We start from the raw sequence: 11,938 nt of genomic DNA on the forward strand, positions 1-11,938 counted from the left end.
AGGTAACTATGGCCTACGGTGTCACACCGGACGGGTTCGTCCGACCGCGCCTGCCCGAAATCCGCCAGGAAATCGTGGCCGACTTGCGCGCTCGCATGCAATCGGCCGGATTCAATGGGGCGGTGGAAAGCCGCCCGGACAGTATTACCGGCCTGCTGATCGACACGTTCGCGGAACGCGAAGCCACGTTGTGGGAGCAGGCCGAAGGCGTCTACTACGCCATGTATCCGGGGTCGGCGACCGGCGTTTCGCTGGACCGCTCCGTGTCGTTTACCGGCGTGTCGCGCTATCGAGACGAGCCCTCGCGGGCCTATGTGGTGCTGTATGGCGGCGCCGGCACCACGGTGCCGGCCGGTGCCCAGGTGCGGCATCGCGTCAGCCAGAACCTTTGGGCATTGGACAGCGCCGTGCAAATCCTGCCGGGCGCCGCGGCGGACGTAACGCTGCAACCGGCCGTCGCCCCGCAGACGGCATATACCGTGTCGATCGACGGCGCGGACTACGCCTACACCAGCGGCGCCACGGCGAACTTGCCCCAGGTGCTGGCGGGCTTGGTAGCGGCGCTGACCGCCAGCGGGTTTGCGGTGTCCAGCGACGGCGTCTCGGTGCGGCTGCACACGGACGGGCGGCAAGCGGCATCCTTCGCGTGGTCCGGCGGCTTGTCCTTGGTTCGTCTGGGATCGCCTGGCCTGATGAGCACGGTCGACGCGTCCGACGAAGGCGCCGCCGTGGGCGATCTGAACGGCATCGTCACGCAGGTCGATGGCTGGGACGCCGTCGGCAACCTGCAAGCGGGCGTGGCGGGACGTTTGGCGGAAAACGCCGCCCAGCTGCGGGCGCGCTATACGACCGGCCTTTTCCGCTTGGGTGCGGCCACGCTGCCCAGCATCGCGCCCAACGTGCGCGACCGCGTGGCGGGCGTGCGCGTCGTGAAAGTCTTCATGAACAGCACCGACGTGCCGGACGCGCTGGGCCGACCGCCGCATAGCGTGCACGTAGTGGCAGATGGCGGCCTGGACGACGAGGTGGCCGACGCCATTTTTCGCGTGGTGGCGGCAGGTATCGACACCCATGGTCAACGCCAGGTCGTCGTTAAGGATGAGGACGGCGCCAACCATCTGATCCGCTTCGACCGGCCTGAACGCGTTTACCTCTGGGTGCGCTGCGCCACGACGCTGCTGCCTCCGTCCGAGCAAGCGTTTCCGCCCGACGGTTTTCAGCGCATTGCCCAGAGCCTGGCGTCGGTGGGCGAGGGTTTCGGCATCGGCGAAGACGTCATCTTGCAGCGGCTTTACGGCGCGATCTTTCGCACGCCGGGGCTGGCTTCCGTGGACTTGGCGCTGGCGTTCTCGACGAACCCCGCCTTCACGCCCGCGCCCGCCGACTTTCGCGCGGCTAACGTGGCGATCCAGGATTTCCAGGTGGCCGCGTTCGACCTGTCGCGCATCGGGGTGACGTGATGGATCTGCACCAGAACCACGGGCAAATCGCATGGAGTCATTGGCTGGGCCAGTTTCAAGCCAAGCGGCGGCTGGAGGCGCTGGTCAAGGCACTGCTCAAACCGGCGGACGGGCTGCAAGGCGCGTTGCGCGCCCTGTACGAAGATCGCTGGCTGGATACGGCGGTGGGCAGGCAGCTGGACGGCATCGGCGAGATCGTGGGCTTGCCCCGGGTGATCGACGAAGCGATCTACATCCGCTTCTTCGGGTTCCAGGGACAACCCAATGTCGGCGGCTTCGCGGACGCCCGCTTCCGGCGTGCCAACGAGCCGCCGGTTGCGGGTTCGACCACGCTGCTGGATACCGAGTACCGCAAGCTGCTGTATTGGAAGATCGCCTTGAACAACGGGCACGGCACCACGCCCGAGATCGCCCGTTCGCTCAAGCCGATTTTCGACGTGGGCCGCGTCGTCGTGCAAAACGCAGGCAACGCAAAGATCCGGATCTGGGTCAGCCGGATTCCCGGTCCGAACGACCCACTCATGGCCAACCCCTACAAGTGGGTGCCCCAAGCCGCCGGCGTCGGCGTGCAACTCATCACCGGCTCGACCGAAAAGCCCTTCGGCTTCCGCGAGCAAGGTTTCTTTGGCTTTGGCGTCGGCGTGCTGGCGCGAGGTATCTACTGATGGCAGACCCTACTTTCTTCGACCTCTTCAAATCGACCTGGGCGCAAAACGGCCTGACCGAAGGCATCACCGACCTGCAATACAAGACGGGTTGGTCGTTCATCGGATCCGTTCCGCCTTCCGTCGAACAGTTCAACAAGGTCCAGCAAACGACCGACGAACGCTTGGCGTGGCTTTACAAGCAGCTTGACGGACTCGCCGCGGTGACGGGCCGGCCTTTGGCGGCCACGAGCCTTGATGCGCTGAGTTACGCGCAACAGAATCTAAACGCCACAAACCTGAAAGCAGGCACGGTACCGGTGGCGCGCTTGTCGGGAACCGCCTCGACGTTGACGGCGGGCGCGGCGCAGAAACTGGCGACCGCTCGAACCATCGCCACCACGGGCGACGCGACCGGCTCCGGATCGTTTGACGGCTCGGCCAACCTGTCATTGGGGCTGACACTAAGCCCCAGCGGCGTCACGGCGGGCAGCTACGGCAACGCGAACGCAGTGCCGACCTTTACGGTGGACGCAAAAGGGCGCGTGTCGGCCGCAGGAGAGATCGCCGTCGGCAACGCCGCGACCGCGACGAAGCTGGCCACTGCGCGCACGTTTTCAGTCACGGGCGGAGCGACGGCAAGCGGAGTGAGTTTCGACGGATCGGGCAATGTGGCGCTTAATGTGACGGCGTTGGACGTGTCGAAGGCGAATGTCGGGACTTTGCCCGTGACGCGGGGCGGCACGGGTGTGGCGACGGTGGCGGCTGGGGCTTATCTGACGGGGGCCGGGGCTGGGGCGATGGTACCGCGTACGCCGGCACAAGTTCTCGCGGACATCCAAGCCCTCCCGAAGGCGGGTGGAGATGTCAGCGGGCCAGTGTTCCTGGGGGCCGGAGCGACGATCGGCTCTGAATACGGCACAACGACTCTCGGTAAGACGGCGCACATTCTGCTTCCTGACGGCGGCGGATTTTCGAGCAACGCGGGAACCGTGCAGGGTGCAATGAAGATCACGCTTCCGCCTGCATCGTTGAACGCAAATACCATGCTTCGCCTGCGCGTGGAGGTGTTCGAGTACTCGGCTGACCTGCCCGTCACGATTCTGATCAACGGATACGTTCAGACCACGAAGGCGTGGGCCAGGACCAGCGCAACAATCCTTGCTGGTGCTGTCTCGTCTGATTTCCCTGTCCGGTTCGGCAACGATGCGGCGGGCATCCCTTGCATTTGGATCGGCGACGTGTCCAAAGGATGGTTGTACCCGACGGTCACCATCGCTGAGGTCTTGGCCAAATACAACGCCAACGGCGCAACGGTGGCCGCCTGGGGCGTGAACTGGAAGGTGGAGCCAGTAACGGCCTTCGAGACTATATCCAGCACGCTGCCCAGCGGAAATCTGGCATTCGGTCGAACTGATGTTGCAAATGTGGCGGGCCTGCAAGATGCGCTTGTCCAAAAGGCCAATGCTGGTCTGATCTTGACCGCCGGAAATGGTCTGACGGGTGGCGGAACGCTTGCGGCGAATCGTACATTCACGCTCGGCACTCCCGGCACCCTGACGGCCACGACTTCCAACGCGGTCCAGAGCACAAGCCATTCGCACGCGCTTGACACGCAGACCAGCGCGACGGATGCGACCGCTGGCCGCATCCTCCTGGCCGGAGCCTTTGGCCTGGGGGGAGTGGCGCCGGGCATGACTGCCTACGGTTTCGCTTCGGACTTCAATGCTATCGATGGCGCCAACGTTTTTGTCACCATTGATAAGGCGATGGCTAACGGCCCACTTGGCGCTGCCGCGATCGCGTACGTGGGGCAATTGCGGGTGTCCCGACGCAGCTTGCCCGGCGGGGTGAGTGTCGTGCAAGAGCTATTTGCATCCGACACTTCGTGGATCCGGTTCGGCAGTGGCGATGCGGGCAGCACAGTTTGGGCGAAATGGCAAAAGCAGCTGACTGAGCAAAATCTGAATGTCCAGACCGGGGCGAACGACACGACGACGGGTCGAATCCTGACGGCGGGAAGCGCGTTCGGGCTGGGCGCCTTGAGTGCCCTGGGCACCGCCGATCTCAATACGGCGAAAGTCCCCGGCCTGCATGGGCAGCCACTCAGCTCCAATGCGACGGTAGACAGGAATTATCCAGTTGGGGTTGCCGGTACGCTGCTTGTGATTTCGGGCGGAAACGACATTACCTCCCAGCTCTACTGCACGTACAACACGGGTGCATTGTTTACACGCGCGTGCTATCGCGATAGCTGGTCAAAGTGGAAAGATGTGCTGACCTCCGACGCTCTCACCGGTTCAATAAGCTACTTTGCGACCGCATCTGCGCCAGCCGGATGGGTCAAGGCGAATGGAGCGGCAGTATCTGTCTCAACGTATGCCGACCTTGCCGGCGTCCTGTATGTTGGCAACGCGCTGAACGCTACGGCTGAATTCGGCTATCGCTGCACAAGCGCGACGTCGCCTGGCACTACACGCAGCATTACCGGGGCTTACATCGTTCTCCCGGATCTTCGTGGCGAATTTTTGCGCGGCTGGAGCGATGGCCGGAACGTCGACGCCGGCCGCATTCTGGGAACGACACAGGCGGGCATGATCGAATCGCACGACCATGATCTACCAACTTCGACGGATGCGAACGGCGACCGTGGCACGATCAACGATTCCTCCTTCGGAATCAACACGCCCAACAACGAGGCTCCGATCATTGGTTTCCGCGCCTATGTGGACCCCACTGGCGGCGCTGAGACTCGCCCTCGTAACGTCGCCCTTCTGGCGTGCATCAAATATTGAACGGAGTGTTAACCATGCAACAAGAGAATGTAGGTCCGATAGATGAAAGCGCGGAGCATCCTACGCAGAAACAGGTATGCCAGCTGGATGAACGTGGGTTCTTTGTTGGATCGGTCATGGCCGACCTATCTCCACTGGAGCCCGGTCTGTATCTGTTGCCCGGCGGCACCGTGGACGTGCCGCCACCTGAAGATGTACAGCCTGGCCATGTGTACTGGCTGACTGACGGCGGCAGCTGGGATAGCGCGCCCGATTTCCGAAAGCCCGCGTTGTACGTGACGCGTGACGGTCGCTCCTACACGCTGAATGCCGTGCAGGATGCACGGGCATACGACGGCATCGGGCCGCTGCCTGACTGGCTGACCCTTATCCCCCGTCCGAACAGCTGGAGCATCTGGAATGGATCGTCCTGGGTTGAAGACGCGGAGCTTCTGGCCAGTACGGTTACGCGCCAGCGCTCGGACACGAAGGCGCGCCTGCTTGCGGCTGCCACGCAGTCCATGGCGCCGCTCCAGGACGCCGAAGGCCTGGGCATCGCAACCGATGATGAAGTCAGGCGCCTTAATCAATGGAAACGATATCGCGTCGAGTTGACCAGAGTGGATCCTGCCGCATTCAACATCCCGTGGCCTATCGTGCCGCCGCTGCCCGTTTAGTCCTGTGTGCGCCTGATCCGCCAGCCCGCAAAACGCGGGCTTTTTTTCGTCCCTACAGGAGGCGATCCTGCACACCCTCTACAGGAGCAACCCCACTATGGAACCCGGCTCTACAGGCCTAGGAGGCCTCGCCGCCTTGAAGGTGGCTATGGCATACGGCATCCCTGCGGCGATTACCGCCATGCTGGGCCTGCTGATCATGCCCCCGCGCACCGTCAGGGAGTTCACCGTCCGTACGGTGTCCACCGTGGCGTGTTCCTTCCTGTTCGGGCCCGCGCTGGCCGGCGTGGTCATCGCGTGGAAGCCCGGGCTGATGGACGCCATGACCTGGCTGGCGCATCACGGCGCGGGCAGCGATGACGCCTTGCTTGCAAAGTTCTACGTGCTTGGCCCCAGCATGCTGCTGGCGGGCTTGCCGGCATGGTGGGTGCTGGGCGCCTATATGCGCTGGATGGCCAGCATGCGGCAGAAGGGCGTGCTGGCGTGGTTGGCGGAAGTGCGCGCCAACGTGCGAGGCGAAAGGCGGGACGGGGGAGACAGGCATGGACCTTGACGTGATCACTCGAACCGCCATTGATCCGGCGTTGACGCTGTTGCCCGCGCGGATGGACACGCCAGAGGCGCGCGTCATGCTGCTGGCGATAGGCCTGCAAGAAAGCCGATTCCTGCACCGCCGTCAGGTCGGCGGCCCGGCGCGAGGATTCTGGCAGTTCGAACAGGGGGGCGGCGTGCGCGGCGTGCTGGCGCATCCGGCCAGCAGGGATGCGGCACGGCAGGTCTGCTCGGCCCGCGAAGTTGCGCCGGCAGCAGAGGCTGTCCATCCGGCATTGGAAACCGACGATGTGCTCGCCTGCGCCTTCGCGCGCCTGCTGCTCTGGACCGACACCAAGCCCCTACCTTCAGCCGGCGATTCGTCGGGCGCCTGGTCGCTTTACTTGCGGACGTGGCGTCCGGGCAAGCCTCATCCGCAGACATGGCCTGCGCTGCATGCCCAGGCCGTTGCCGCAATGGCAGATAGACATGTTCGCGTGGCTTAAGCGTCTCAACGCTGGCGCAATGGCAGTCTGCGGGGCGATCGTGCTGCTGGTCGTGGCATATGTGCGGGGACGTCGAGCGGGACGCAGCGCCGAGCGTGAAGATCGTGACGACCAGATCAACCGGCAGGCTCATCGCGCCCGCCAGGAGGTGAAACATGTGCAGGACGAGACGGCGCGCCTGGATGACGCGGCTATTGCTGATGAGCTTAAGCGTGACTGGGTGCGCGGCGCCGGCCCGGGTGGGCGTTGAATACTGTGAGCACGCGCGGCCGGTCTATTTCAGCAATACTGCGCAAGTGGATGCCACGCCCGCCGAGATCCGGCGCCAGATCCGGGACGGAAATGCGACCTGGCGGGCCCTGTGCCAAGAGCGGTGAGGCATGGTCTAGTCGCTAATGTCGATTATGGCCCTATGGTTATGGTCCAAGAAAGCGCACGATAGCGCTTTACCTCCCCATCCCCAGGACTCACCATGACTGCCCGCCTTGATTACGCCAGTGCTTCCCCCGACGGTTACAAAGCCTTTGGCGCCGTCTATGCCTACCTGCAGAAATGCGGCTTGCCGAAAGCGCTGATCGACCTTGTTTATTTGCGGGTCTCGCAGATCAACGGCTGCGCCTATTGCATCGACATGCATTCCCGCGACTTGATCAAGTCAGGCCTGGCCGTCGACAAGTTGGTGCTGGTGCCGGTCTGGCACGAAGCCGGGTCGGTGTTCAGCAGCCGCGAGCGAGCGGCGCTGGCCTGGGCTGAAACCGTCACGCGTGTGTCTGAAACCGGCGTACCCGACGAAGACTACGCCGCGGCGGCGGCAGCGTTCAGCGCGAAGGAGCTTGCCGACCTGACCTATGCGATCGGGCTGATGAACGCTTTCAACCGTTTGGGTGTGTCGTTCCGCGCCACGCCGGCTGCCGTCGCCGCCGTGGAGAAGGGTTAGCGCCCGGACGCAAGGGCTTGATGTCGACCTGTTGTTTTTTGATTCATGCTGCGCTTGTCCCGATGGATGATCCGCGTGCGGAATGCTAGAACGTATCTGATAAAAAAAGTGGGCCGGATGGGGTCGGTCCACGACATTTCGGTACGGGACATCAGGAGGCCGCTTGCGCAAGCCCAGGATCACGTTGTTGCATCTCATCGTCGCCCTGTCCGTCTTCAGCGCCGCGGTGGCCTTCGCCAATGCGTTGTTTGCGGCATACAACGTGCAGAAAGAGCAACTTGTCGCCACGACGTTGGAGGCGAACCGCGCCTATGCGGTGAAACTCGCCGAGGTGGTCGACCTGTACATCAGCTCGCTCCAACAGCAGCTGAAAGCCAGTGCCCATCGGGTGCCCAGGATCATCGACAGCCCGAAGGCGCTGGACGAAGAGGCCCTGCGTTTGGCCGCGCAGACGGACGGCGTTATCGCCGCGGGTATGGTGGATGCGGCCGGCAAAACGATCGGCTACGCGACGCTGCTGCCGGGCGCGCAAGCGCAGGGCGCAAGAATTTCCAGGATAGACCTTCGGGGCGTGGCGCAAGAGCGCAACGTGACGCCGCCCTTCCTGTCCTCGCAGGGTATCTGGACGGTCGTGCTGACGGAGCCGATCAGGGACGTGAAGGGCAAGTACCTGGGGTTTGTCGGCGCGGCAATCTATCTTCAGCGCAATACCGAACTGGACAAGCTGCTGCAGGAGCACTTTTACCGCGACGGTTCCTATGTCTATGTGGTCGGCGCGGACGGCAAGATTCTGTACCACCATGAGCAGAAGTGGATCGGGACAGACCAGCGCAACAACCACGTCGTGCAGGCGTTGCTGCGTGGCGAGTCCGGCTCGATGCCGGTCACCAACAGCGTGGGCGCGGAGATGCTGGCCGGATACGCGCGCATGCGGCAGGGCGGCTGGGGCGTGGTGGTCCAGCGGCCCGTGGCGGCAACGCTGGAGCCATTGCACGGGCTGATGTGGCAAATATTCTGGTATTCGATTCCTGCCGCGATTGTCATGCTGCTGATGGTGTCCGCGATGGGGTATTGGATCGCGCGGCCGTTGGCGGTCCTGGCGCGCGCCATGAAGTCTGGCGACGACGCGCAGGCGGCGCCGTTGATCCAGTCGGCAAAAGCTAACTACTTCGAGGCGGAACAACTGCGGGAAGCGGTTGGCTTCACGATGGCGCTGCACCAGCAACAGATTGGCAAGCTGAATGCCGAAACCATGACGGACCCGTTGACGGGACTGCTGAACCGCCGAGGCGTCGCCAGCGAAATCTCGCGCTTGATGTCGACGCGTGAGCCCTTTGCGGTCCTGGCGCTGGATCTGGATCATTTCAAGCGCGTCAACGACACCTTCGGCCACGCGTCTGGCGACCAGGTGTTGATGGCGCTGGCGGATATCATGCGCGACTCGGTCAGGGCGGAAGATGCTTCCTGCCGGGTCGGTGGGGAAGAATTCCTGGTGCTGATGCCCGGCGCATCCAAGGAAGCGGCCAGGGACGTCGCCGAGCGAATTCGGCAAGCGATCCAGGCGCATCGGATGCCGGGCGAGGTGGGCCACGTCACCATCTCGATCGGCACGGCGCGCTGGCCGGACGATGGGAGCGACTCGGCCACCGTCCTGAAATGCGCGGACCAGGCGCTATATCAGGCCAAGGCGTCTGGCCGGAACAAGGTGGTGGCCTGGACGGTCTAGGTGGCGCGCCAGACTCAGTCCAGATCCACCATGCCAGGCATCTCCGCACGGCTGTCTGTTGCGCAGGCGCATAGCGCGCTGGCTTCCACCACCGCAATTCTGCCGTCCACGGTACCCGCCAGCAGCGTGCCGCCGGCGGCGTCCATGGCCATGATCAGGGTGGGCAGGCCGTCCAGGCGCACGCGGGCGTCCAGCCGCAGCACGCCTGTCTGCGCATCGATCAGTTGCAGGCCTCCATCCAGGAACGCGGCCGCGATCAGGTTGGCCTCCGGCAGGTGGACAACGGCGCTGGCCGATGCGCGCGTGGGCAGGCGCCAGAGTTCGCGGTTGCGATCCAGCGGCTTGCGATAGAGAAAGCCCGCGTAGGCGTTGTCGACGGTGGGCGAGTAGTGCTTGCCGCAGACGACGACGCCCGCGCCCAACGCGTCATCGACGTAGCAGCCGCAAAGTTCCATGGCATGGCTGGCGGGGCTGCGGTGGGGAGCAAGCAGGGGCCAGAGCCGGCGCACGGTCCCGTCTGGCTGGGCGATGCACAGCCATTTGTGTTCGTGCGAACTGGCCGGCGTGCCTTGCAAGAGGAAGAGCCAGGGCGCGCCGCGTATGCCGATGTAGTGGTTGAAGCAATCGAAATGACCCAGATCAAGCTGCTGTTCCTGGCCGGAAACCAGGTCCACCAGCACATCCCGGGCACGGGCGCCCGCCACCCGAAAGCGGTTCTGACGGCCCAGCAGCGCGCCTTGCGGCGTGGCCGAAAAGGTGAACTCGCCGTCATAGGCCCGTGTCTGGCGCAGTCCATCGTCCGTCAGTGTGTACAGCCGCGAGTCCTGTCGGCCGTAGCTGGCAGGATGATCCGCCGTCTCTACGACATGGACGTGAACCCCTGCGCCGCGCAGGATCTCTGCGCCGTGTCCCGGGCCGTCATAGGCAGCGATGCGATCTCCATTGCGGTGATAGATTTCAAGCAGGCAGCCTTCGTGCGCGACGGCGAAGCGGTCTTCGTCTAGCCAGGCGACGTCTTTAATGGCGCCCCGGCTTGTCCAATGGCTGATGCCGAACCACTCCATCAGGCGGGTTTCGGGTGTTCGCAGGTCGGCCGGTGGTTCATCGCGGGGGGCGATATGTGTCGGGTCCAGTTCCAGGTCCGCCGGTTGGAAGTCGGCGCTTGATGTGTCGGGCACCGTTGCCCGCACGATGTACAAGGTGTCGAACGCCGCGTCGGGATCGTCGGACGGCGGGCCCCACTCCTCGTCCCACGGGCGCACCCAGGCTTCCACTTGGTTTCCCGCCACGTTGTAGCGGCACCGCACCACTTCAGGCACATGCTTGAACGGGCGGCTGGTGTGCGCGTGCCGCCAATCCCAGACGATGAGATCGCCCTCGAATAGAAAGCCGCCGTCATAAATGCCTGCGCCAATGGCCAGCATCGTGCCGTCGGGATGGAAGGCGACGTCGTTGACGGGAAGCCGCAGGTCATCGAAGGCGGCGAAGGGGGCCAGGGCGCCGCGGCGGTATAGCGCGACGCGATAGCGCAGCGCCCGGCCTCCGTAGGCGGCGCGGGCGCGCGGGTTGGCCAGCAAGGCGAATTCCGAAGCGACCGCCACCACGTCTTGTTCCGCGCTGAAGAACACGCCGGTGATTTTTCCGCTGCCGCGCAGCGTCGGGTCCATGAACGTGGTCATCGCGGGCGTCTACTGGGCGTCAATCCCTGGCAAGCCATGCCGAATGTCCCGCGAAAACGTCACGGGCGTTGCGTTGGCGCGGGCGCGCTCCGTGTAGCGGCCCAGCCTGCGGTATTGCCCGGCGTTGTCGGCGCCGCGCAGCACTTGCAGATCGTAAAGGTACTCCGGCAGATATCCCGACGCCAGTTGCCGAAAGTCCAGCGGCAGGCCCGGCACAATGCGCCGCGCCATCTGGAACACGATGGTCGTGCAGTTGGCCGTCAGCGTGTGGTAGAAGCGGGGGGTATGGCGTAGCCGGTTGGCGCTGTTCACATACGCCAGGAACAGCGAACGCGCGGCATCCAACGGCATGTAGATGCGGTACAGATAGCCGTCTTCGCCGCGCACGTTGGTGCGCACGCGCAGGCTGTCTTCTTCGGTGGACGCGATGACGCTCAGTTCGTATTGCTTGAAAAAGCCGCCTATCTCCGAGAAACGGTCGCCCTGCTTGCGCCGGATCTCTACCGAGAACACCACGTGGCGATCATGGCCGAAGCCGAATGACACCAGGGCGTGGGCGATGGCGGGGCGGTTCCAGTAGGACAGCGCCACATCCACGGATTGCAGCTCATCCAGCGCGTAGTGTCGTGTTTCCCAACGCGGCGTGAAGTCGGTGCGGCTGCGCCAGTCGAAATTGCGCACGTTGTGCAGCGTGACCCGGTTGCCGTCGATCTCGCCATGCGTCTGCCGTGCCACTTCGGGTATCCAGTCGCGGTCGTTGGAGGGGCGCAGGGTGTGCCACCACACCAGCAACGCGACGGCGGCCAGGGCAAACACATACCAGGCGGGTTGCCAGGCAGGCCATGCGAACGCGGCGATGGCGGCAAGCGCCGATGCCAGCCACGCCAACGTCAGCGCTGCCCGCCCAACGGGCGGCAAGGGGGCGCGTAGCCACAGCGCCAGCGCGCCCCATGCGGCAGTCAATGTGATGACGATACCAATCAAGAGAGACGCGGCCATGGAGA

Annotated in this window: 11 protein-coding genes; 9 read left to right on the forward strand and 2 right to left on the reverse strand. The window is 64.2% G+C overall.

Annotation, left to right across the window (positions count from 1 at the left end; genetic code table 11):
* Positions 1 to 8 precede the first annotated feature (8 nt).
* The 9 genes from CQ050_RS13945 to CQ050_RS13985 all read left to right on the forward strand — a co-directional run bounded on the left by CQ050_RS13945 (position 9) and on the right by CQ050_RS13985 (position 9,255).
* Complete coding sequence (locus CQ050_RS13945; protein ID WP_105557428.1) at positions 9 to 1,460, forward strand: hypothetical protein; 1,452 nt, start codon at positions 9 to 11, stop codon at positions 1,458 to 1,460.
* Positions 1,460 to 2,125, forward strand: a complete 666-nt coding sequence (locus tag CQ050_RS13950) for a DUF2612 domain-containing protein (protein ID WP_105557429.1) — start codon at positions 1,460 to 1,462, stop codon at positions 2,123 to 2,125. Before CQ050_RS13945 ends, CQ050_RS13950 begins: the two co-directional genes overlap by 1 nt.
* The gene (locus tag CQ050_RS13955; RefSeq protein WP_105557430.1) at positions 2,125 to 4,899 is read left to right on the forward strand and encodes a tail fiber protein; all 2,775 of its coding nucleotides are present in this window, start codon (positions 2,125 to 2,127) and stop codon (positions 4,897 to 4,899) included. Before CQ050_RS13950 ends, CQ050_RS13955 begins: the two co-directional genes overlap by 1 nt.
* 116 nt (positions 4,900 to 5,015) lie before the next feature.
* Positions 5,016 to 5,555, forward strand: coding sequence for a tail fiber assembly protein (locus CQ050_RS13960; RefSeq protein ID WP_158266050.1), 540 nt, complete (start codon positions 5,016 to 5,018; stop codon positions 5,553 to 5,555).
* A gap of 97 nt (positions 5,556 to 5,652) precedes the next feature.
* Positions 5,653 to 6,108 (forward strand): hypothetical protein, encoded by a 456-nt coding sequence (locus CQ050_RS13965; RefSeq protein ID WP_105557432.1) that lies wholly within the window; start codon positions 5,653 to 5,655, stop codon positions 6,106 to 6,108.
* Complete coding sequence (locus tag CQ050_RS13970; RefSeq protein ID WP_105557433.1) at positions 6,098 to 6,592, forward strand: hypothetical protein; 495 nt, start codon at positions 6,098 to 6,100, stop codon at positions 6,590 to 6,592. Before CQ050_RS13965 ends, CQ050_RS13970 begins: the two co-directional genes overlap by 11 nt.
* On the forward strand, positions 6,576 to 6,842 hold the full coding sequence (locus tag CQ050_RS13975) for a hypothetical protein (RefSeq protein ID WP_105557434.1): 267 nt from the start codon (positions 6,576 to 6,578) through the stop codon (positions 6,840 to 6,842). The genes CQ050_RS13970 and CQ050_RS13975 overlap by 17 nt, the downstream gene beginning before the upstream one ends.
* A gap of 222 nt (positions 6,843 to 7,064) precedes the next feature.
* Positions 7,065 to 7,529, forward strand: a complete 465-nt coding sequence (locus CQ050_RS13980) for a carboxymuconolactone decarboxylase family protein (protein WP_105557435.1) — start codon at positions 7,065 to 7,067, stop codon at positions 7,527 to 7,529.
* 163 nt (positions 7,530 to 7,692) lie between these two features.
* Positions 7,693 to 9,255, forward strand: a complete 1,563-nt coding sequence (locus CQ050_RS13985; RefSeq protein WP_105557436.1) for a diguanylate cyclase — start codon at positions 7,693 to 7,695, stop codon at positions 9,253 to 9,255.
* 14 nt (positions 9,256 to 9,269) lie between these two features.
* On the opposite strand, the gene CQ050_RS13990 is transcribed toward CQ050_RS13985, so the two are convergent.
* The gene (locus CQ050_RS13990; RefSeq protein WP_105557437.1) at positions 9,270 to 10,934 is read right to left on the reverse strand and encodes a hypothetical protein; all 1,665 of its coding nucleotides are present in this window, start codon (positions 10,932 to 10,934) and stop codon (positions 9,270 to 9,272) included.
* 9 nt (positions 10,935 to 10,943) lie between these two features.
* Entirely contained in the window at positions 10,944 to 11,933 is a 990-nt protein-coding gene (locus CQ050_RS13995; protein WP_105557438.1) for a DUF4105 domain-containing protein, read from the reverse strand.
* Positions 11,934 to 11,938 lie beyond the last annotated feature (5 nt).

The sequence above is a fragment of the Achromobacter sp. MYb9 genome (assembly GCF_002975275.1).
Lineage (GTDB): Bacteria > Pseudomonadota > Gammaproteobacteria > Burkholderiales > Burkholderiaceae_B > Achromobacter.